This is a genomic window from Anabaena sp. CA = ATCC 33047 (assembly GCF_963870205.1).
Taxonomy (GTDB): domain Bacteria; phylum Cyanobacteriota; class Cyanobacteriia; order Cyanobacteriales; family Nostocaceae; genus Trichormus.
The window spans coordinates 53,220-75,355 of the sequence record NZ_CAWMSA010000045.1 but is presented as its reverse complement, the minus strand read 5'-3'; the positions used below and the strand labels follow the sequence as shown (position 1 = coordinate 75,355).

24 protein-coding genes are annotated in these 22,136 nt (G+C 41.2%); 10 read left to right on the top strand and 14 right to left on the bottom strand.

Annotated features, from left to right (window positions below; translation table 11 throughout):
- Positions 1 to 82: 82 nt before the first annotated feature.
- From AACS98_RS14895 to AACS98_RS14885, 3 genes are all read right to left on the bottom strand, one after another.
- A complete protein-coding gene (locus tag AACS98_RS14895) occupies positions 83 to 310 on the bottom strand; it encodes a hypothetical protein (RefSeq protein ID WP_157087522.1) in 228 nt (75 codons plus the stop codon).
- A gap of 180 nt (positions 311 to 490) precedes the next feature.
- Positions 491 to 1,366, bottom strand: coding sequence for an SDR family oxidoreductase (locus tag AACS98_RS14890; RefSeq protein ID WP_066381167.1), 876 nt, complete (start codon positions 1,364 to 1,366; stop codon positions 491 to 493).
- A 51-nt stretch (positions 1,367 to 1,417) separates the two neighbouring features.
- Positions 1,418 to 2,161, bottom strand: a complete 744-nt coding sequence (locus AACS98_RS14885) for a tetratricopeptide repeat protein (RefSeq protein WP_066381165.1) — start codon at positions 2,159 to 2,161, stop codon at positions 1,418 to 1,420.
- Between the two features lie 357 nt (positions 2,162 to 2,518).
- On the opposite strand from AACS98_RS14885, the gene AACS98_RS14880 reads away from it, so the two are divergent.
- The gene (locus tag AACS98_RS14880; protein WP_066381163.1) at positions 2,519 to 3,874 is read left to right on the top strand and encodes a pentapeptide repeat-containing protein; all 1,356 of its coding nucleotides are present in this window, start codon (positions 2,519 to 2,521) and stop codon (positions 3,872 to 3,874) included.
- 53 nt (positions 3,875 to 3,927) lie between these two features.
- Here the strand turns inward: AACS98_RS14880 and map are convergent, their stop codons facing one another.
- Both map and AACS98_RS14870 read right to left on the bottom strand, forming a co-directional pair.
- On the bottom strand, positions 3,928 to 4,692 hold the full coding sequence (gene map / locus AACS98_RS14875) for a type I methionyl aminopeptidase (RefSeq protein WP_066381161.1): 765 nt from the start codon (positions 4,690 to 4,692) through the stop codon (positions 3,928 to 3,930).
- Between the two features lie 6 nt (positions 4,693 to 4,698).
- Positions 4,699 to 5,688, bottom strand: coding sequence for a Gfo/Idh/MocA family protein (locus AACS98_RS14870; protein ID WP_066381157.1), 990 nt, complete (start codon positions 5,686 to 5,688; stop codon positions 4,699 to 4,701).
- A 361-nt stretch (positions 5,689 to 6,049) separates the two neighbouring features.
- Here AACS98_RS14870 and AACS98_RS14865 point away from each other — a divergent pair, with 361 nt between their 5' ends.
- Positions 6,050 to 6,349, top strand: a complete 300-nt coding sequence (locus AACS98_RS14865; protein ID WP_066381155.1) for a ferredoxin — start codon at positions 6,050 to 6,052, stop codon at positions 6,347 to 6,349.
- A 435-nt stretch (positions 6,350 to 6,784) separates the two neighbouring features.
- Positions 6,785 to 7,084, top strand: a complete 300-nt coding sequence (locus AACS98_RS14860; RefSeq protein WP_066381153.1) for a ferredoxin — start codon at positions 6,785 to 6,787, stop codon at positions 7,082 to 7,084.
- A gap of 62 nt (positions 7,085 to 7,146) precedes the next feature.
- On the opposite strand, the gene AACS98_RS14855 is transcribed toward AACS98_RS14860, so the two are convergent.
- Complete coding sequence (locus AACS98_RS14855; protein WP_066381151.1) at positions 7,147 to 8,808, bottom strand: SpoIID/LytB domain-containing protein; 1,662 nt, start codon at positions 8,806 to 8,808, stop codon at positions 7,147 to 7,149.
- A 113-nt stretch (positions 8,809 to 8,921) separates the two neighbouring features.
- Here AACS98_RS14855 and AACS98_RS14850 point away from each other — a divergent pair, with 113 nt between their 5' ends.
- The 4 genes from AACS98_RS14850 (at position 8,922) to AACS98_RS14835 (ending at position 11,272) form a co-directional block, all read left to right on the top strand.
- Positions 8,922 to 9,185: a ParB N-terminal domain-containing protein gene (locus AACS98_RS14850; RefSeq protein WP_066381150.1), complete on the top strand. Its 264-nt coding sequence runs from the start codon at positions 8,922 to 8,924 to the stop codon at positions 9,183 to 9,185.
- Between the two features lie 148 nt (positions 9,186 to 9,333).
- On the top strand, positions 9,334 to 9,825 hold the full coding sequence (locus AACS98_RS14845) for a Dps family protein (RefSeq protein WP_066381148.1): 492 nt from the start codon (positions 9,334 to 9,336) through the stop codon (positions 9,823 to 9,825).
- Positions 9,826 to 9,911: 86 nt separating this feature from the next.
- Complete coding sequence (gene grpE / locus AACS98_RS14840; protein ID WP_066381146.1) at positions 9,912 to 10,586, top strand: nucleotide exchange factor GrpE; 675 nt, start codon at positions 9,912 to 9,914, stop codon at positions 10,584 to 10,586.
- Between the two features lie 359 nt (positions 10,587 to 10,945).
- Positions 10,946 to 11,272 (top strand): STAS domain-containing protein, encoded by a 327-nt coding sequence (locus AACS98_RS14835; RefSeq protein WP_066381144.1) that lies wholly within the window; start codon positions 10,946 to 10,948, stop codon positions 11,270 to 11,272.
- Here AACS98_RS14835 and AACS98_RS14830 read toward each other — a convergent pair whose 3' ends face one another.
- The 3 genes from AACS98_RS14830 to AACS98_RS14820 all read right to left on the bottom strand — a co-directional run bounded on the left by AACS98_RS14830 (position 11,273) and on the right by AACS98_RS14820 (position 14,156).
- Entirely contained in the window at positions 11,273 to 12,409 is a 1,137-nt protein-coding gene (locus tag AACS98_RS14830; RefSeq protein WP_066381143.1) for a PP2C family protein-serine/threonine phosphatase, read from the bottom strand.
- A gap of 131 nt (positions 12,410 to 12,540) precedes the next feature.
- The gene (locus AACS98_RS14825) at positions 12,541 to 13,308 is read right to left on the bottom strand and encodes a DUF1350 family protein (protein WP_066381142.1); all 768 of its coding nucleotides are present in this window, start codon (positions 13,306 to 13,308) and stop codon (positions 12,541 to 12,543) included.
- A gap of 110 nt (positions 13,309 to 13,418) precedes the next feature.
- On the bottom strand, positions 13,419 to 14,156 hold the full coding sequence (locus AACS98_RS14820) for a hypothetical protein (protein WP_197480134.1): 738 nt from the start codon (positions 14,154 to 14,156) through the stop codon (positions 13,419 to 13,421).
- A 48-nt stretch (positions 14,157 to 14,204) separates the two neighbouring features.
- Here AACS98_RS14820 and AACS98_RS14815 point away from each other — a divergent pair, with 48 nt between their 5' ends.
- Positions 14,205 to 14,342: a hypothetical protein gene (locus AACS98_RS14815; RefSeq protein WP_156481600.1), complete on the top strand. Its 138-nt coding sequence runs from the start codon at positions 14,205 to 14,207 to the stop codon at positions 14,340 to 14,342.
- 250 nt (positions 14,343 to 14,592) lie between these two features.
- Here the strand turns inward: AACS98_RS14815 and AACS98_RS14810 are convergent, their stop codons facing one another.
- The 5 genes from AACS98_RS14810 to AACS98_RS14790 form a co-directional block, all read right to left on the bottom strand.
- Positions 14,593 to 15,948 carry an FAD-binding oxidoreductase gene (locus tag AACS98_RS14810; protein WP_084386917.1) on the bottom strand — a complete coding sequence of 452 codons (1,356 nt, stop codon included), beginning with the start codon at positions 15,946 to 15,948 and terminating at the stop codon, positions 14,593 to 14,595.
- Between the two features lie 89 nt (positions 15,949 to 16,037).
- On the bottom strand, positions 16,038 to 16,871 hold the full coding sequence (locus AACS98_RS14805) for an ABC transporter permease (RefSeq protein WP_066381139.1): 834 nt from the start codon (positions 16,869 to 16,871) through the stop codon (positions 16,038 to 16,040).
- Positions 16,872 to 16,884: 13 nt separating this feature from the next.
- Positions 16,885 to 17,640 carry an ABC transporter ATP-binding protein gene (locus AACS98_RS14800; RefSeq protein ID WP_066381137.1) on the bottom strand — a complete coding sequence of 252 codons (756 nt, stop codon included), beginning with the start codon at positions 17,638 to 17,640 and terminating at the stop codon, positions 16,885 to 16,887.
- Positions 17,637 to 18,698: an ABC transporter substrate-binding protein gene (locus AACS98_RS14795; RefSeq protein WP_066381136.1), complete on the bottom strand. Its 1,062-nt coding sequence runs from the start codon at positions 18,696 to 18,698 to the stop codon at positions 17,637 to 17,639. Before AACS98_RS14795 ends, AACS98_RS14800 begins: the two co-directional genes overlap by 4 nt.
- Positions 18,699 to 18,749: 51 nt before the next feature.
- Positions 18,750 to 19,220 (bottom strand): tetratricopeptide repeat protein, encoded by a 471-nt coding sequence (locus tag AACS98_RS14790; protein WP_066381134.1) that lies wholly within the window; start codon positions 19,218 to 19,220, stop codon positions 18,750 to 18,752.
- Between the two features lie 300 nt (positions 19,221 to 19,520).
- Between AACS98_RS14790 and AACS98_RS14785 the strand changes: the two genes are divergently transcribed.
- Positions 19,521 to 20,777 carry a GTP cyclohydrolase II gene (locus AACS98_RS14785; RefSeq protein WP_066381133.1) on the top strand — a complete coding sequence of 419 codons (1,257 nt, stop codon included), beginning with the start codon at positions 19,521 to 19,523 and terminating at the stop codon, positions 20,775 to 20,777.
- A gap of 174 nt (positions 20,778 to 20,951) precedes the next feature.
- Positions 20,952 to 22,136, top strand: a 1,185-nt coding sequence (locus AACS98_RS14780; protein ID WP_066381132.1) for a URC4/urg3 family protein, incomplete at its 3' end; no start/stop codon positions are given.

Genomic DNA, 22,136 nt, shown 5'->3' with positions numbered 1-22,136 from the left:
CTTACTTCTACTTATCTTCTACTTGTTTCTACTTTATCTCTATTTCTTAGGAATTTACTGTATTGGCGGGCAGAAATACGATTTACACAGTCAAGTTTTTCACTAAGTTCGCCATGAATAATCTTCTAAGCACTTCTACCAACTCCCAACCATCTACCCAAACCTCTCGGTTAATTCCCCCATCTCCTCCAGCTATTGAAAATCCCTCTGCTTGGATGCGTGACGGGTACAGTCCGACAGAAATCATTCTGGCTACAGCAATTTTAAGTTCCTTATTGATGGGAGGAATTGCAACTGTGATCTTCGCCATGACTGGGTTAGTCAAAACTGTTGCCATAGGAACGGTAAACGACATTAGCCGCAATAAAAAGTAAGCAGAAGAACCTAACCCCCCTAACCCCCCTTCCCGACGCGGGAAGGGGGGAACAAGAAAATTACTCCCCTCTCCTTGCAGGGGAGGGGCTGGGGGAGGGGTCAAATCTAAAGTATGTTATAAATCACTTCTAATTGCTTGCAATTCTTCTCTGATAGACAGAGGTTTATACCCCAATGCAAACGCCTTTGAACTATCTAAAGAAACGTCTGCTGGTCTTGGTGCTGCCATTTTTACATCTTGTTGACGACAAGCTTTAAGTCCAGTGTCAGGAAGTTGCAAAACTTCAACTAAAAGCTGCCCAAATTCATAACGAGACATTCTTTCTTTTCCGCCTAAGTGAATAATTCCATTCACTTTTTCTAATGCCATTAACAACCCCTGCGCCGCAGTTTTGGCACTGGCTGGTGTGCGAAATTCATCGATAAATAATTTAAGTTCTTTTCCTGCTTTTAAAATTTCAATAAATGGCTGAATAAAACTTGTGGCTGTGGGGGTAGCATTGCCAAACATTAAGGGCATTCTACATACTGCTGTCATGGGATATCTTTCTAACATCCCTGTTTCTGCTAAGACTTTTTGTTCACCATAAATACTTACAGGACAGACTGCATCTGTTTCTTGATAAGGTGCATTTAAACCATCAAAAACTAAGTCGGTTGATGTAAATGCACAAGGTATGGTATAATCTGCACAAAGTCCGGCAAGATTACAGGATGCTGTCACATTAATTAGATGTGATTCTTCGGGATGAATTTGACAAAAGTTGGGTTGCGATCGCGCGGCTGTATGAATCACTCCATCTGGTTTAATCTCTCTAAATATCTGTTGCAGTTCCCTAAAATTTGTTAAGTTTAATTTAATTGTTTTAATCCCAGGAATTTCTATATAATTAGAGTCATAAGTTGCGTAAACTTGCCAATTTTGTTGAGCTAGTTGGCACAGATGCCACCCTAAAAAACCACTAGCTCCCGTGATTAAAAGTTTTTTCATATCGATATTTAAAATCACCGAGTCACCAACTCTAACCCCTAATCCCTGGTTTTATTGCATCAACTCTTGAAATTGCTTATGACTACGCAACTGATTAAAATCTGGATCAGTTTTTGCTAACTGTTGGTACTTTTTGGGGTTAAGTTGAATAGCTTTTTTTAAGTGGGTGATAGCTAATCCAACATTATTTTGTAAGGCATAGGTACAAGCCTTATTGTAATAGGCATCGGGTTTATCTGGTTGGAGAGCGATCGCTTGCTCATAAGAGTTTAACGCATCTTGGTAGCGTTGCAATTTTGTCAACGCAATCCCGCGATTAATCCAAGCTGCGGGCTTTTTGGGTTCTAGGTTAATTGCTTGATTATAAGCTATGATAGCACCTTGATAATCTTGCAGAGTGATTAACACATTACCTCGGTTATACCAAGCTTCATCCTTATCTGGCTGGAGAGCGATCGCTTGATCATAAGATGAGAGAGCATCTTTATATTTTTGCAACGATGCTAAGGCATTACCCCGATTAATCCAAATATCTGCACTCTCTGATTTGATGGCAATAGCTTGATCATAGACTGCGATCGCATCTTGATAACGTTGCTTGTCAAATAAAAGATTCCCTTGCAGAAATAAATCCTCTGCTTTTTGGCCATCCTTTACCTCTGTAAACACCTGGGAAACATTAATTTCCTTTACTACTTTCTTTGTATTTTCGGTTGATGAGTTTACCCCATCACTACATCCCAATACAAAAAAAGGAATAAAACTACAGGCAACTAAGCAGTGTCGCCAAATCATTCTGCACCCATAGAACTCATACAGCAATGTTAAAACTACCCATTTGATGAAATCGTATCTGTTCTCACGAATGTTATTAGATAGTTTTGTGCATAATTTAACAGTTAACTCCGCTAATGTTAAAAAACTGTTTGTCGTCAAAATGTACCATATTGTCTTGATGAAATCAAATTTTTACAATAGACTCAAACTAAAAAGTAGTGAAAATACTGGAAAAAGTCATTAGTTATTAGTCATTGGTCATTGGTCATTAGTTATTAGTTTTTCTCCCCTGCTCCTCTGCTCCTCCGCTCCCCTGCTCCCCCTGCTCCCCACTCCCCGTGTATTAATTAATCCCACTGGGGCAAAATAGAAGACATGACGATTGAATCTAATTCCTCCAAACCACCAACTCCAGAATCTATCCCTGAAGATGATTCCCAAGCAAATGACTTTGATGGTGCAAAAACATCAGAAAATCAGCTAACGCCTGGAACACTAGCCGCCCAACAAGCCCTAGCTGCAATTTCGTCTTTACAATCGCCGCAGAATACAGCAGCTTTACAACAAGCCCGTTCTAGTTTCTCACAAAGCCCGAAATTTCAATTAACAGTCAAGCCCAGGGCTTTATTGATTACTGTAGTGGCGATCGCCTTGACTTTTCTGGGTATTATTCTCAATAACTGGATTATCGGCGCAATCGGGACAATCTTGGCGTTACTGTTATCTTTGGCGATACTTGCGCCTTGGCTACAATATGTAATTAATGCCTGGTTTACTACTCAAGATAGAAGCGTATTTGTCGCCTTGCTGGGACTGATAGTAGCACTGATCGGCACATTAAAGTTTAGCGGGTTAGGCGATCGCTTACTAATATGGGGAAAACGAGTCAACTGGGAAGCGTCGGGGACACTAGCGGAATGGTTTGGGGCATTAGGTCAAATTCTGATCGCCATAATTGCGGTTTACGTAGCGTGGCGACAGTATGTCATCTCCAAAGACTTAACAATACAGCAAAACCTGTTAACAGTTCAGCAAAACATCATTACCCAACAACAAACCATAGATTCTTACTTCCAAGGCATATCTGACTTAGTATTAGATGAAGAAGGACTATTAGAAGACTGGCCACAAGAAAGAGCGATCGCTGAAGGACGCACAGCCGCAATTTTTAGTAGTGTAGATGGTAGTGGGAAAGCCAAAATCATCCGCTTCCTTTCCCGTTCCAAATTACTCACACCCTTAAAACGCGATCGCCGTTTAGGTAGAGCCATACTCAACGGTATAGGCGGTTACGAAGAAGACCGTTTAGAAGGTGTGCGCGTCATAGATTTAGGAGTCATGCTAGCCGCCGCCGACCTATCAAACACAGATTTACGCTGGACAGACCTCAGCGAAGCCAACCTTGTCCGGGCTAACCTCAGTGGTTGTGACTTAATCAAAGCCAACCTTTCCCGCACCATCTTATACGATGCTAACCTCAGTGGTGCTGACCTAAATGGAGTACGCCTATTTTATGGCTCACCAGAGAAAGCATCACCCCGCAGCCGCAACCAACCCCCAGATTACCAAACCGGGGAATTTACCGGGGCTGTCGTCGAAAATGCCGACTTTAGCAACGTACAAAGAATGTCAGAATCTGCGCGTCAATACTGCTGTGCGTGGGGCGGAGAAAAAACCAGAGGCACAATTCCCGGAGGTTGTGAAGGAATTCCCAATCAACTAGGAAGATAATCACAACACCAAACAAATCTCCTCAAAAAAACTCCGCGCCCCTCCGCGTTTAATCAATTAACTTGCGTCAAAATTTCCACACCATCCTCAGTAACAACCACAGTATGCTCAAACTGAGCCGATAATTTGCGATCGCGCGTTACTGCTGTCCAACCATCACTCAACATCTCCACCTCATAAGTACCTTCATTAATCATCGGCTCAATAGTAAACACCATACCCGGACGCAAACGCTTACCTTTCCCCCTTGTTCCATAGTGGGGAATATCCGGGGCTGTATGAAAAATACGGTTAATACCATGTCCGACAAAATCACGCACCACAGAAAAACCCTGTGCTTCTGCATACTCTTGAATAGCTGCGCCAATATCACCAACTCGCGCCCCTGGTTTTACCTCGGAAATACCTAAGTAAAGACACTTTTCGGTAACTTCTACCAGTTTTTGTACCTTTGGCGCAGCATCACCCACAATAAAAGTCTTAGATGTGTCACCGTGGTAGCCGTCCACAATTGGTGTCACATCAATGTTAATAATATCGCCTTCTTTGAGAACCTGTTTAGCATTGGGAATGCCATGACAGATGACTTCATTGATACTGGTACAAATTGACTTAGGAAAACCCCTGTAACCTAAAGGCGCGCTTTTTGCTCCCTGTGCTTGTGTCCAACGTTCCGCCTCATCGTTGAGTTCCAGAGTTGTCACCCCTGGCTTAACCATTGGCTCAAGATGCTGTAATAGTTTAGCTGCCAAGCTTCCTGCTTGCCGCATTTTGTCTATTTCTCGTTGGGATAAAATAACGATTGGCTCGGTTGTCATGAACTTTTATTGAAAGTATCTGTCACAAAATATCGTTAAACCAGTCTGTGCGGCTCTTTGGGCAGCATCAGCAACTTTTAAAGTATATAAACTTTCCTCTGGAGTGACATATAACGGCGTACCATCATAGAGATGATCTAACACCATCGTAGTATCTTTGGCGAATAAGCCGCGACGAGTTCCTACTTCTATGGGTGTGGTTTCTCCAGCCTGGATAAAAAATCCTGTATCCCCATCAAAAATTAAACCACCATTTTCACCATGAACTTCAAATTTTCGTTCATACTGCCATAAACTTTCGCCTTTGCCATAAATCACCTGTGCTAACAAACCACTTTTAAAGCACAGTTGAGTTGTACAAAAGCAAGTTTGGTAATAGTCTGGTTCGGTTTCCCAGTATCTTTGATGACAGTTAACTGAGAAAACTTCACCAAATAAATCTGTGAGTCGATGTAAGCGAGATAACGCCCCAATCAAGGGAAAACCGAACATTTCATGATGATATGTCCATTTGCGGGGTGCAGGATTTTGGGGGTTGATGGTGCTGTATCGTACGTAAAATAAATTACCAACTTTGTCTAAGTTTTGCTTTAAAGCTTGATGCAAGCCGCCTAACAGTTCAATATGTTCAACGTGGAGTAATTTTTGCTGTGTTTTTGCTAAAGCAATTAGGGCTTCTGCTTCTGCGACATCTACGGATAAGGGATATTCTACAACTACGTGTTTCCCTGCTAAAAGTGCAGCACGAGCGATCGCTCCATGCTCACTGTTAATTGTGGAGATGATTACCAAATCTAAGTCTGCTCGTTGTACTAAATCTTGCCAATTAGCCACCACCTCAGCCTGGTAGTTTTGAGCAAAACTCTGGGTTTTTTCCGGTGTATTACCCACCACAGCCACTAAATGCGATCGCTCATCTTGTACTAAAGACTCTGCTCGTAGTTTTGCTGCATATCCAGTACCAACTAAACCCACACGCACTGTTGTTTTTCCCAAAGCTGCCTCTGAATTATACCTAAATCCTCACCTCTTGAAGCTTCTGAAGCTGCCTCAACGGTAAACCTCTGGCGCGAACACCAGAGAAATTATCTAAAAAAATTATGTTATTATTTTAAATTATATGTTTTTATTATAGTAACACTTGAGATTCTCCCACTATATAAAAAAAACTTATTATTATCTCATAACTAAATCTCATTACTAATCGTGATGGATTTCGAGTTACATAATTTAATTTTTCTCGTAGTATCAGAATTAAAGCAAATTTGAAACAACGGCTCATCATGCAAGAATAGCCGCTAGCTATGCCTTGCGAAAAATTAGTTACTGCCGTTTGCACAAAGAGAGGATTACTAAAATGGCAACTTACAAAGTTACACTGATCAACGAAGAAGAAGGTACAACCACCACCATTGATGTAGCCGACGATGAATTCATTTTAGATGCTGCTGAAGAGCAAGGTTATGATCTGCCTTTCTCCTGCCGTGCTGGTGCTTGTTCTACCTGTGCAGGTAAAATCGTGTCTGGTACCATTGACCAATCCCAGCAATCTTTCTTAGGCGACGATCAGATCGAAGCTGGATATATACTTACCTGTGTAGCATCTCCCACTTCTGATGTTACAATTTACACTCACAAAGAAGAAGAACTCTACTAAGAGTTAGACATCTTCATCAATGACCGGAGTCAGGAATTCTGACTCCACATCCAATTTTAATGATATTGAGCAAAGGATTCACTAGCTACTACCCTGAACTTCTGAAGCTCCTGAATCTGGTGAAACTGTCGAAAGGGTAATTTTCGGGGCGAAAGCAGGAGAAAATATCGAAAAAAACTGGTGTCAATTTCTCAATATTAGTTTTTTCCATAACAGCATTCGAGAATCACTATAACCATAAAAAAAACTTATTGTTATTCAGTAACTCAATCTCATTACTAATGATGGTGGATTTTCTGTTACATGATTTAATTTTTCTCGTAGTATCAGGATGAAAGCAAATTTGAAACAACGGCTCACTCCGCCAGAATAGCCGCTAGCTATACTACGGAAAAAATTAGTTACTGCCGTTTTCACAAAGAGAGGATTACTACAATGGCAACTTACAAAGTTACACTGATCAACGAAGCTGAAAATCTCAACAAGACCATCGAAGTAGCCGATGACGAATTCATTTTAGATGCTGCGGAGGAACAAGGTATTGATCTGCCAGCCTCCTGCCGTGCTGGTGCTTGTTCTACCTGTGCAGGTAAAATCGTCTCTGGTACAGTTGACCAATCCCAGCAATCTTTCTTAGACAACGATCAGATCGAAGCTGGATATGTACTCACCTGTGTGGCATCTCCCACCTCTGATGTCGTGATTGAAACTCACAAAGAAGAAGAACTCTACTAAGAGTGAGACATCTCAATAATTAACCAGATTGACAATCTCCGCCCTTAAAGGGCGGGGATTCTTCAAAATTTAATTTCCTCATTCAGCAGTTTAATTTGCGTTCCAGGATAATAAAACTGCAAAATTCTGTCAGTAGACCAACCTAACTTGGCTAAATTTTGCGCGCCAGTCTGACTTAAGCCTACACCGTGTCCTAAACCACCGCCAATAAAAGCGAATCCCCATAACTCTGATTTACCTTTGTTGAGTGGCTCGATATAAAAAAATGTACTGGTAGGTGCAGCAAAGGCACTACGCACTTCGTCTTTTTGTAGTGTAAATATGCCAAGCTCAGTTTTTACCGCCAGTTCGAGAATGCGTCCACTGGGACTACGCTTAGTAATAGCCATAGATTCAATAGTCTGAAAGTTGGCATAAGGGCGGTTTTTAGCGCGTAAAAATTTCTGCAAATGTTCGATAATCTCATTTAAAGGTGTTTCTTTAGACCAGCGAAACACATTCCAGGTGCTTTCGTTAAATCCTTGTCTCAAGTTAATAAACTCTCGAAAGTTTTTTTCGTCTGCGAGACTCTGCTTTGATAAGTCCCAGGAATTATGGGGTTTATCGACTACAGGGCGTAAATAAGGACGATCCTCTCCGTTCCACACATCACTAAAGTAAGCAGTTACACCGCCAGTAGTCGAAGAATAAAGGGCATCCGCTAGCTGATTATTATAGGTGAGTACCTGGCCTCTGGTGGCAGCGATCGCCTGATCGGTTCTGGGATGGCTTCCAGACAGGCCATAATAAACTTGACAATGGGTGGTTGCACACAACTGGTAGTTGTCAACCGCAAATCTATGTAAATTTCTTAAAGCGTAAGTCCGTGCCAAAATTGCTTGTGCTTCTAGGGAAGCTTTCGGGGCTGTGGTACCTATTTCGTGGGGAACAACACCGCGCAAATAAGTTTCTAAAGGTACTTGATTAACTAAAGTATACGTCCCATAGGCATTGGGCTGAAAATCTATTCTGCCGGCATAAACTCTGTTTTTATCGAGTTTCTCGCCTTTTTTCACCCGAATTAAATTTTTGATTGTACTCACCTCGACATTTTTGGGGCTGTAGCGGTTGCCATCTACTACCCAACTAACTCGCGGTACTTGAGATAAAACCTGGGTGTCAACATAAGCCGTTTTATGCCCCTGAGCTTGTACGCTTTGCAACAACAAACGCCGCAGTAAATGAGTATCGTAAACATCCCGTTTCGCCCAAACTTGCCAACGATGTGGCTGGGCAATTTCTACCTTTAACCCCTGTTTGCGCCACTGGTTAGCACTATCTTCAGCAGTTTCGTAGGTGCTATACGTCCCTAAAACCAACACCTCTGCAATTTCTGGTTGGGGTACAGCTTGCATCACTGTTTCTAGCTTCACCGGGTTTTGAGTAAAAATAATTTGCTCTTTGCCACCCTCTTGAAACTCTAATTTTAAGCGATCGCCTGTGGTCGGTTCTAGTTGCAACTTGTCCGTCGCTTTCCCACCAAATCGCTGTACAATCCCAACTTCCAGTTCTAAATCCTTAACCTTGTCCTCCGACGCTGATGCACCTGTCAATCCCAACAAACAGAATGTCATTACTACAGTGTAGGAAAAACGGTAAAACGGATATTTAATTTTTGCCAACTTCTTTCCTACTGTATTTTTGGCTGGTGGCAATTGCTTGATAGTGTGTTGCTTGTGTTGCATGATTGCTCCAATAATACTCTTACCGTTTTTGCTCTCAGATTAGTTGCAAAACGTAGTCATAATGAGTATGATTTACTTAGAAGACAAAACAGAATGCAGGGGGTTGACTCCTCATGGTTAGGGTACAAGAAATTCCATTAAATCAAATTCGGCGGCCGTTGCCCCGGAGCAACGATCCCAACAAAGTGCAAGCCTTGATGGAATCAATAGCAGCCATTGGACAGCAAGAACCCATAGATGTCCTAGAAATAGATGGACAGTATTATGGCTTTTCTGGTTGCCATAGATATGAAGCTTGCCAACGTTTAGGTAAAGAAACCATTGTAGCCAGAATTCGCAAAGCTCCACGGAGCGTATTGAAGATGCACTTGGCATAAGGCATGGGGAATAGGGACTCTTGGGTGGGGGTTGGGGAAATATTCAGATCCTGATCTGAATCTTTAAGGGTTAATCTGAATCTCACACCTAATTCCTGCTATTTCCTTCCAATCCCCAATCCATCATTACTCAATTAGGAGAAAAATCATGTCACCTGAAGCCACAATTAAAAATATCAATATTGGCATAGATGAAGACAGCAGGGCGAAAATTGCTGAGGGTTTGTCTCGGTTGCTAGCTGACACGTATACACTTTATCTCAAAACTCATAATTTCCACTGGAACGTTACCGGGCCAATGTTCCAAACACTACATCTGATGTTTGAGACCCAGTATACAGAATTAGCCTTAGCTGTTGACTTAATTGCTGAGAGAATTAGAGCCTTGGGTTATCCCGCGCCAGGAACTTACAGCGAATATGTCAAACTCAGTTCCATTCCCGAAACTCCGGGTGTACCTAAAGCTAAAGACATGATTCGCTTGCTAGTGGAAGGACAAGAATCGGTAGTTCGCACTGCACGCTCAATTTTTCCTGTGGTTGACGAAGTGAACGACGAACCCACCGCCGACTTATTAACTCAACGGATGCAAGTACATGAAAAAACCGCTTGGATGTTGAGAAGTTTATTGGAAGAATAGGGAGTAGGGGAAATTAGGGGGATGAGGCAGACAAGATAGAATTTATTCTGAATACCTAGTTCCCATTCCCCAATTCCCAATCTCCTATGTCCGATTACAATCAAAAGCTGCAAAACTTAATGCAGCAGGTAGGTATTTCTAGTTTTAAAGCCCTGAGTCGTGCTGCTGGTGTTTCTGAACGGCAAATATTGCGGCTACGACAGGGGAAACTAGAGCAGATGCGGTTGGATGTATTACTGAAGCTATCGCAAGTCTTACAGATACCTTTGAGCGAATTAGTAGCCAGTTTTTTAGTGTTGAGTCCTGAGTATCAAGTATCAAGCGTACCAGCAGGACAAAATCATCACTCCTCAGTTCCCAGTCCCCAAGAAATCGCTGATTTAAAACAAGAATACGAGCGATCGCAATTACAACTCCAGCAGCAGCGAGAAAGATTACTGCAAGAATTCCAGCAATCGAGCTTGCAACTACTGGAGTCTTTATTGTTACAATGGCCGACAGCAGCAGTCAAAGCGCAAGAGAACCCGGAACTAACAGCCGTCAAAATTTTACCCTTAGTACAAAAACCTTTAGAAAAATTATTACAAGCCTGGGGAGTGCAGGCGATCGCACCCGTAGGAGCAGAACTACCCTACAATCCCCAACTGCATCAATTACTGGAAGGCAGCGCACAGCCAGGCGAAATAGTCAAGGTTCGCTATACAGGCTACCTACAAGGTGATAAGTTACTTTATAGAGCTAAAGTCAGTCCTATTTTGTAAATATTGGGGGTGGGGATTTGGCGAAGTCAACTATTAATTTTTTGTAGGTTTTAGGATAGCTGGTGGGGAAAAATAGGTTTTTGGCACAAAGGATACAAAATTATTTTTTGAATTTAAGTTATGTTGATAGCTCTTACTTCATCTACTTTCATGACAACTTATTGATGCTGATGAAAATTGTATGTCAATATAATTTTACAATAGTAATAGATGTGGGATATTAGTTAAAATTATAGACAAAATTTTATCATCCATCTAAATCTTGATCTAGTTGAATTTTTACCCCTAAAAGATACTTGTTGCTATATAATGTTGGCAACGTTAGTTTGCCATCTAACTAGATTTTTGTTAAAACTACCATGAATCAGCCAGTCAAAGTCATTAAACTTGCCGGAATTATTAATGCTGGAAATTCTTTAGAATTGCGCGAGAGTATCACGCAACTTCTAGACAGTGGAGCGAAAATTATTTTAGTTGATTGTCAAGAAGTAACTTTCATGGATAGTTCTGCTTTGGGGGCGTTGGTGTTGGCTTTCAAAAGTTTAAAAGCAGCCGGGACGGATTTATTTCTCTGTTCAATTAATCAGCAAGTCAGGATATTATTTGAACTAACGGGAATGGATAAAGTTTTTGAAATATTTAATAGTGAAGATGACTTTAATCAAGCCATACTGTCTAAAAGTTAATTAATCAAATTTGATTTGCAAAATTGATAAATCATCTTCAAATGTACCTTTGGAGTTCAAAGCCTTGAGATAATTTAATATATGATCAAGTTGATAATCAACAGTATGATGTACACTGGCGAGTATCTGAATAAAAGCGTCTAGACTCCAGAGTGTGCCATCTGGTTGATTGATTTCATAAGCACCATCACTAAAAATATAAAGACTGCTGGACTTTGGTACATCACAATCAGCATCAATATACTTTGCTTCTGGAAACATACCTACTGGCATACCAGGAGTTCTTAAAATTTGAACTTCCGTGCTAGTTGGGGATGTTCCAGATATTAATATAGCTGGTGGATGTCCAGCACTGGCATAAGTTAGCTGTCGTGTGACTCGGTTATAAACTCCATACCAAATAGTAAAGTATTTGTCATTTTGATAATTCATTTGGAAGGTTTCATTTAAACCTTTCAAGACATCACTCGGTTGATAATAGTTGAGATTTTTCAGCGCACGGGAACGTAATAAATTTAGCACGGAAATGGAAGGGAGAGTAGCTTTTAGTCCATGTCCGGCTGCATCTAGTAAGTATATAGCCAGAGAATCTGCATCTAACCAGTAGTAATCAAAACAATCGCCACCTAGTTGCTGAGAAGGAATAAAGCAGGAGTTAATAGTAAAAGGTGTGCGGATGGGTTCAGGTAAAAGCGATCGCACATAGTCTGCTGCTTCTTTAAATTCTGCTTCGAGGCGAAGTTTTTGACTCTGCAAATCTTGACTTAATTGATGCAGTCTCAATCCGGCTCTAACTCTGGCTTGCAATTCATGTTGTTCAATCGGTTTAGTGATAAAATCATCAGCACCAGCATCTAAACCCTTGACACGATCAGCTACCGAATCTAAAGATGTGAGTAGAATAAAAAAAGTCGTAGATAATTTAGGATCTGTCTTAATTCGGTTACAAACTTCTAAACCATTCAACCCTGGCATAATCCAATCACAAATGATTAATGCAGGTTGATAAGACATAGCTTGAGTAATGCCTTCCTCACCGTTACTAGCGGCAACTACCTCATAACCCTGTTTTTGCAATATTCTTTTGAGTAGTGTTTGGATAGATAAGTCATCATCAATAACTAAGATTTTAAACATAAAAAGTTTTAATAAATATCTCTGACAAATTAATCATAAAAATATAGGTTGAGTATTATGACGAATATTGATAATACTCAACTACGTCTAATTATCTGTGGATGGCATCAAATTGATTCCCCGTTGCCAGTTTATAGTGCTGAGAGGGGATTCAACCACAACAGTAAAGAGCGTTTTAGTTGGTTTAAGTCACGATATACTTCTTGTTTAAACCATTGTCCCACAGCATCCCAAGGGGTGAAAGATGTACCTGTTTGCCATTTAATATCTTGACCTAACGGTGTCGTGTGCGTTCCTGGTAAGATTTGGGTTGTCACCATCTCTGGAAAGCGTGTTTGTAAGATTTTAGTTAAAGCTGCTGATTGATCAAGGTTATCGTTATTAAACTTGATTAATAAGTTGCGACGAATATTATACTGTTCCTGTACTAACTTGTTAGTTTCCAGTGGCGAGGGAGTAAATTCAATCATCAAGGTAGAATTGAACTGTTCCACTAAGGGAATAGCATCCTTAGCGGCATAGTTATTAAAGGATATTAAAATATTACCTGCTCGTTCTACCGGAAATAGACTACCGATGAGTAAATGCAGTTTACACCCCATACTATGTCCGAGTCCATAGGTGGGAAGGTAAAGCTTGCGGAGTGCGCCAGAGTCGTGTAGTCGTTCTATAGTGCGATCAAAGTTGAGTAATACAGATTGAGCGATCGCAATATGATCTAAAGTATTCACAAAAGGCGTAGCAATGATGACATATCCTTTAGCTGCTAAGTGTTCGAGTAGCCAACGATAAGTCAGGTGAGGTGCAGTAGCGACAAACGCACCTCCCAAGAAATGGATAATACCGACGGGTTTGGGGGGGATGAGTACCCAGTTACCTCTAATTTCTTTCCAATCCATGCCTGTAGGCGATCGCTTGATTTACACTTCTTTATATTAAACTGTTAGTTGCGGATTGGAAGAGATTGGCAAAACATCTTGACTTTGTGCTGGCTGATCTACTATTGTCCTCATGAATGAGATTCACTCTGTAAGCTGTTCATTTCTTGTTGTACATCTAAAGCAATCTGCAAGGCTTCATTGAGTAACCTACCATGTTCTGTAGCTTCTTCTGTAACTTGCATCGCGGTTAAAGCTGCTAAATTATTCACAAATAATTCTGTATTTTTGAGGATAAAATTTTGATTCTCTCGTAAGATTCTTTCGGTTTTCAAAGCTCTAATTAAATCATCTCTTGTCAACTTTAAGGCAGCAATCACTTTTTCTCGTTCTTTAATACTTACCCCAGCATTACCAGCCTCTTCGATTTGGTCATTAATATCTATTGCTTTAATCACAGCATTATATCTGACAACATCATTTAAAAGAATTTTCAGAGAATGCGTCAGATTATTTTTAGTAAATTTTAGCCGACTGCGCCACCAATAATACAAAAAACCTTGAGTAAATCCGCCACCTAAAAAACATAATATTATTAATAATAACCAAGAGGGTATTGTCATCCAAGCGGCGAATATTTTTATGAAAATATCAAAAATCAGATACCCCAAAACAAATATAGAAAAGCTCAGAAAAATTACTGTAGCACCTTCCGAACCTTTGAGTTTTTTGAGAATATCCTTAATTAAATTTTTTAAAGGATTAATGATGATAATTAGTTGAGCATTAACAGGTAAATTAGTCAATTGTTGTAGTTCCTTTTGACTAATCTCCAAGCCATGTAAATCAATCCGCACAGCTTTCCCCATGTTGAGCCGGAATAATGGTTTAGTCTAATCAATTCCTGCGCCAAATTTGTGAAACATCCACAGACGGTAATCGAGATACACGTACAGAGTTTGCCTATTTGGGCGGAAATCCTGACAGCCTCATCAGGTACTTACCCGGTGGCTACTACTGTGAAAAATTCAGCGAGTAGCCGTGAACGTGGTTGAAAAAACCCACTCGTCTAGGGTGTCAGATTTGAGCGAAGGTATTGATAATATAACAGTCAAATTTCGCAATGGCTAATAATCGATAAACTTTATCTAATTGAGTTTTTCATTAATTAACCACTTCATGTTAATTATGCTACTTTCTGCACCGGAAAAATTGCTGTTTGTAGTGTACCCCTCCGGGGAAGCAAGCTACAAGTAGCGTCTCGCAGAAAGGACTTTAGTCCTCTCTTAAAAACCCTACCAGAATCTATTTATCATCAGGAATATTAAATTGTAACATCTTACTTTTACCAGGATTCATCAACCGATATGGGTCAACCATTTCCTTAAATTTTAACTGTTCAGGGTCAATAACTTTTCTGCCGCCATCTTCAATAATATAAGTATGGGGATTAGCAATAAACACACCTTTTGCTTCGTGATAGCGAATAATTTCATTCAGACGTTGTGCTGTGGTGTAGCGTACCAATTGCAAAGCACCAACAACTACAACACCATTCATCCGCATAAATTCCAAGTGCATCATCACCTCATCGCCGAAGTAATGATACAAATGTTCGACTAATGGCAAACCTTTGTCTGGGGGAATGACACTTTGTAAGTAAGTAATAGAAGTATCTACACTGCGGGCGTGTAAAGTGGTGTGATTCCAAGTAAATTCGGCTAAACTGACACCTTTACCAGCTTCGTGGGCTAGTTTTTGGTAGGTAATTTGTCCGCCAAATTGCTGCACCAACCCTGGTAATAATTCTAAGCTAGATTCAGCCAAGAGCAAAAAAGCCGAGTGACTACCTTCAGGGATATGTGAATGTAGGGCGTGGAAGTATTGGGGAATGGGGGATGCAAACACGCTAATTAATTTTTTAATCATCCCATCAGCATTACCGAGACTCTGCCCAAACTTAGCGGCATTCATAAAGTCATCAAAAGTGACAATTACCTCCGCCCAAGGATAAGCAGCTGCCAAGGGAATTTCAACTTGTGTAATAATCCCATTAATACCCCAAGCATGATTGACCTTTTGGACATCATCACCGCGTAACTCAATCACACGGGGTTCATCTTCGAGGGTGACAACTCGCAATGCTAATATATTACCGCGATCGCCTAACAATCCATACTGAATTGAGCCAATACCACCACTGCCCCCAGCCACAAACCCCGCAATAGTAGCTGTGCGGTAGGTAGAAGGAGCCATACGCATCTCCCAACCGATTTCCCGCGCCTGTTTATCTAAAGCAGCCAATTTTACCCCAGCTTCTACCCGCGCCACCCCTGGTTTTACCCAGAGAATATCTTGCATTTTCGTCATATCTAAAATGACACCCCCATGTAGAGGTACACATTGCCCATAATTGCCCGTTCCCGCACCCCTAACAGTCACAGGTATACGGTATCTCGCACACATAGCAGCAACCTTTAATACCTCCTCCTCATTAGCGGGGCGCACCACCAAATCCCCGACTTTCCCCGCCAACAGAGGCACTAGAACAGGGCTAAACGTATGATAATCCTGAGATAACTTAGCAACTTGGCTAGCATCAGTAATAACTTCTATATCTGCCAAAGAATGAATTAAGGCATCCAAATTTTTAATTGTCATCATCTTATATCCTTGTTTTTTAACGCAGAGGTAGACAAAGACTCCGCGTGCCTCCGCGTTTCCTCTGCGTGCCTCTGCGTTTTAAAATCTTAATTTTCATAGTTGACAGCACTATCGTGCCATTTCCTTAATATAAACTCAGATAAGCTACTCAAGCCGATAAATATCAGTACACCTAAACCCGTAGTCAGTGATAAAGCCGCAAACATCCGGGGTATTTGCAGGTTATAGCTAGAGATAAGTATCTGGTAAGCTATCCCAGACTTTGCGCCCCCAGTACCGGCGACAAATTCAGCGACAACAGCCCCAATTAAAGCTAAACCACCGCTAATTTTCAACCCTCCTAAGAAGTATGGCATGGCACTGGGTAGGCGCAGATAGATGAGTGTTTGCCAAGGAGAGGCTTTGTAAAGTTGAAACAAGTTGAGTAAATTACGGTCTACGCTTTTTAAACCTAGGGTAGTGTTAGAGACAATCGGGAAAAAGGCGACTATCCAAGCACAGACGACGAGGGCGGCAAAGGTATTATTTTTCAACCAGAGAATAATTAGGGGTGCGATCGCTACTATCGGAGTTGTTTGTAAAATGACTGCATAGGGAAATAAACTACGTTCAATCCATTTACTTTGAGTGAATAAAATAGCAGTGAATAACCCAGAAATTACCGCCGCTATCAAAGCAGTAATTGTAATTTGCAGTGTAATTAATAGTGAAGGAAAAAGTTGATTCCAGTCAGCTATCAGGGTTTGAAATACTAATAAAGGACTAGGTAAAATATAAGGTGGTAATTGTGTCACCCGCACAAAAACATCCCAGAGAAATATTGCTAAAATACCAACTAATAGCGGCGCGAAAACCTCCGCCGAGATGAATTTTTGATATTTCTTTTTTGAGTTAGCAGAACGAACAAACAACATTTTCATTGTTATTAGTGGTTCAAAATCTCATAGCGGCCGCTAAATGCTGGGAAACCTGCCGACAATATTCGTTATACAATAAAGATGTGCGAAAATCTTCACCACGAGGATAAGCTGCATCAATCTTGATATCTGCTACCAAACGTCCGGGATTTGTCCCCATGACTAACACTCGATTTGATAAATATACCGCTTCATAAATATTATGGGTGACAAACACCACTGTCCAACGATGTTGTAACCACAAATTGAGTAAATCACTATTGAGTTTACTACGGGTAATTTCGTCTAACGCTCCAAATGGTTCATCCATTAATAAGATATTTGGCTGAGTTACCAAAGCCCTGGCAATGGAGACGCGCATTTTCATGCCACCGGATAACTCACGGGGGTAGCTATGTTCAAACTTTTCTAAACCTACAAGTTTTAACGCTTGCTGTACTAAAGTCTGGGAATTTTGCGGCGACATTCCCCCTAATTTTAAAGGTAGACGGACATTCTCTTGCACAGTAGCCCAAGGCATCAGGGCAGCATCTTGAAAAACATACGCGAGTTGGCGTTGTGCTGGTGTGATGCCCCAGTCAATAGTACCGGAACTGACGCGCCCCAGTCCAGCTATTAACCGCAAGACTGTACTTTTACCGCAACCGGAAGCACCCACCAAGCTGACAAATTGCGATTTGGCAATGTTTAAATTTAAGTCTTGCAGGGCGACAGTACCGTTGCTGTAAACTTTGCTTACCTGAGTCAGTGTAATAGCTTGATGGTTACTCATGACTGGTAATAGTCTACGCCTTTATTGACAAATTGTAAGGTAAAAGCGGCTTGATAGTTGAGATTAGGTTGATAAAGCCCGACATTAACCATGCTATCAAAGAGCGATCGCCATCTCTGCTCAGTCATGGCACCAATACCTTGAGTTTCGGCTTCTCCAGATATAATCATCCCATATTCTTTGAGTTTTGCCAGACCATAAGCTAATTGCTCGTCTGACATTTCGGGATTATCTTTTTTAATTAATTGATTTCCTGGTTGGGGATTTTCAAAATAACTGTACCAACCTTTAATAGACGCATCAACAAATCTCTGAACTAAATCAGGGTTTTTTGCTATTAATTCTTTCTTGGTTTCAATAGTAGTAGCATAAGTTGAATAACCATAATCTGCTAATAAAAATACTGTTGGTTTAAAACCGCCTTGCTTTTCTATGGTAAAGGGTTCAGAAGTAATATAACCTTGTTGGGCAGAGGTTTTATCGGTTAAAAACGGAGCCGGATTAAAGTTATAGGGACGCTTCTGTTCGTCTGTAAAACCATATTTAACCTTCAATAAAGGCCAATAAGTTACATTAGCAGCCGCAGACACATAAATAGGTTTGCCTTGAAGATCAGCAAGAGTTTTAGCTGTGTTGGGATGGGCGATGAGACACTGGGGATCTTTTTGAAAAATTGCTGCTACTGTAATTTTAGGTATTCCCTGTGCTACAGCGTTGATTGCATCAATGCCGTAACCCATGAAAAAATCTACCGCACCGCCTATCAACAGCTGTGTACCATTCGGTACTTGTGGCCCCCCCATTTTGATGGTAACATCTAAACCGTGGTTTTTATAAATACCTGTAGCAATGGCTTGATAAAATCCCCCGTGTTCGGCTTGGGCTAACCAGTTTGTCCCAAGGGTGACTTGATCTAACCCAGAGTTAGATGTAGATGCTTGGTTATTCTCGGTACAAGCAGCAAACAGACTACTACTTAAACCAATAGCACTATACTGAAGAAACCGACGGCGGCTAAGGCCTGGAATAGCTGTTGATAGAAATGGTGACAGATTCATACAATAATAGAATGCCCTCTAGTGAGGTAATAATCAGAACTCTATGCTGTGCTAGCTGAGTCTGAATGTACATTCTAAAATTAATTTTTGATTTACTAAAGAGTATGGCTGAATTTCTAAAGCTCGTTTGAAGGCTTTGATGGCTTGGCTGTACTTGCCGAGAGCGGCGTAACATAAACCCATGCCATGCAACGCTCCAAAATGTACTGAGTTAATCTGAATCACCATCTGACAGTCGGCTAGAGATTTTTTATACTCGCCTAGGCTGTAATAGAGAAAAGCTCGACGATTCCAAGCCTCAGCAAAATCAGGTTGTTCTTTAATTAATTCGCTCAGAATTTCTTCGGCTTCATTGGTATTACCTGCATCCAGTAATTTTTGGCTCTTGTCAATTTTTTCCAGCCCGTAAACTCCCTTTTGCTGAAACCAAATCCGCCAGAGTTTCTTTGTTGCTTGCTCCCGGACTAAAGCATCAGGATTTTTCAAATCTTCAAGTAAGGAGTTGATTAATAAAGAATCCATGAATTTTCAATTGGCAAATTTAAGTAATTGTCTCCTTGTATTAAGGTATCAAGTTTTTCTCAAAAATGGTTAATTGATTTTTAAAATCATCGTAAAAATTTTGTATCCAAAATCCTCAATTTGACACTTGATTTGTGAGTTTTTGTATTAAGTAATACTATAAAAACGTACTTAAGTATATAAACTTGTCCATAATGGATGATGAAAATACCAATCTTGCAAAACTAAAAACTATCTGTAGCTAGATGATAAATGCTCGGTAACTATTAGTTCATTAAAACATCACAAAAACCAGTAATTATGCCAAAGCAAAACAGTGTTTCCCGGCATATTGTTCTGACATCTCATCCTAGCCGCTTCGGGCCTAAGCCTATCCCTATTCAGTGGGGAGCAGCCGAGCCGATGCAGCGAGGCCCGATTATTGCGACGTTGACGAAGGCAGCACATCGTAATGTGATTGGCACTCATTCGGGGAGTTATGCGGTGTATCGTGCTTTAGCGGTGGCGAGTGGAGCTTTACAATCAGATCATCGTCCTGATTTTACCAATACATCACCAGTTGAGCAGATAGGCCCGCATCCCAGTTGGGCTGACCCTGATAAAATAGTTTCTTTAGATCCATTCGGTGCGATCGCACCCGAAGTATTTACATCTTATTATCAACAAGGCTACGATATCCGCCCAACGATAGCCATCACAAAAGCTCACATTAATATGCCAGAACTGCAAGCAGCAGTCAGTCAAGGACGCTTGCAAGTAGATGGCAAAATTATGAAGCCAGGAGGTGATTTAGTCGTTACCAAAGCCGCCATTGAGCCTGTGTGGTATTTACCAGGAGTTGCCAAACGCTTTGGTATTAGTGAAGGAGACTTACGCCGAGCCTTATTTGAGCAAACTGGGGGAATGTTCCCAGAATTGGTGACACGCTCAGATTTAGAAGTATTTCTACCACCAATAGGGGGTTTAACTGTTTATATTGTCGGGGATATCGCCGCCATTACCGACCCAAACAAACCTGTAGCGGTGCGCGTTCACGATGAATGTAACGGTTCTGATGTGTTCGGCTCAGATATTTGTACCTGTCGCCCGTATTTAGTACATGGGATTGAAGTCTGTGTACAAACAGCCCAAGCTGGTGGTGTAGGTGTAATTGTCTATTGTCGCAAAGAAGGACGCGCCTTGGGAGAAGTCACCAAATTCTTAGTATACAATGCCCGCAAGCGACAGGAAGGAGGCGATCGCGCCGATGCCTATTTTGCCCGTACCGAATGCGTTGCCGGTGTCCAAGATATGCGCTTCCAAGAACTCATGCCCGATGTGTTGCATTGGTTGGGTATTACTCGCATCGACCGCATGGTGTCTATGAGTAATATGAAATACAACGCTATTACTGAGGCAGGTATTGAAATTGTGGAACGTGTACCGATACCAGATGATTTAGTTCCCCAAGATGCACGGGTAGAAATCGAGGCGAAAAAAGCCGCGGGTTACTACACCACAGGCGATGTTTTAGAAGCCGATGGTTTAGCCGAGGTAAAGGGGCGTTCTTTAGATTAGGTACTGGGGATTGGGGACAAATCAATTCAAAATACCCTGCGGGAAGGCTGCGCCTACAAAATTCAAAATTCAAAATTCAAGAGTTTCTGGGGAAAAATCTCCTCTGCTCCCCTGCTCCCCCTGCTCCCCCTGCTCCCCTGCTCCCTTACCCCCTCACCTATCAGGAGTTGACGAGTGGAAACAGAAACAACATTAATTGCATATCTTCGTTCCCCAGTGGCTATTCGGGAGCGTTGCCAGCAAATATTTACTATGGTGAATGCGGGTAAGTCTCGTTATTTCGCTTGTGATTTAACGCAGTTGGAACGGGTAGCAGACTATGTGATTGCAGTCATACGCAATGAGTACCCTGATTTGCAAATTCCTTTTCATAGCCGTTGGCGACATTTTGAGGCGCAGGGTGTACCACGTTTAGCTAAGTTAGACGCACAGTTGGCTGGATTAACTCCTAGGGAAAAAGCGATTGCTAAATTTGACTTGGCAATTATTAGCGTGTTATTGGATGCTGGTGCTGGTGAGACTTGGCGTTATCAAGAACAGGAAACGGGGCTGAGTTTGGGACGTTCGGAAGGGTTGGCGATTGCTAGTTTGCAAATGTTTTGTCGGGGGGATTTTGCCAGTAATGGTTTACCTCAAGTCGATGCTATGAGATTACAAACATTGACAGCAGCAGAACTAGCTTCAGGTTTTCAAGTCAATACTGAAAATCCATTGGTGGGAATTGCCGGGCGATCGCAATTATTATCAAAATTAGGTCAAGTCTTAGTCTCATTACCACATTTCTTTGGTAAAAGCAACCACCGACCGGGGAATTTAGTAAATTATTTAGTGAGCAAATCCCAAAATGGACAGTTAGCAGCAACCACTGTGTTAAATGCTGTTTTAGAGGGATTTAGTAATATTTGGCCGGGAAGATTAACAATGGCTGGGGTAAATCTTGGTGATGTGTGGTTTCATTCTGCTATTAGTGATGATGGTTTAGTACCATTTCATAAACTTTCCCAATGGTTAACATATTCTTTATTAGAACCATTACAAGAATTGGGTTTAACTATCACTAATTTAGATGCTTTGACAGGATTACCAGAATATCGGAATGGAGGTTTATGTCTAGATTTAGGATTAATTATTGTCAAAAATCCAGAGATTTTACAGACGACTTATGCAGTAGACTCAGAAATTATTATCGAATGGCGAGCTTTAACTGTAATTTTATTAGATAAAATAGCCAACACAATCAGGGAAAAATTAGGCATGAGTCCCGAAGAATTACCCCTAGCCAAAATCCTGCAAGGCGGAACATGGACAGCAGGAAGAAAAATTGCGGCTGAACTAAGAACAGGAGGTAAACCGCCAATT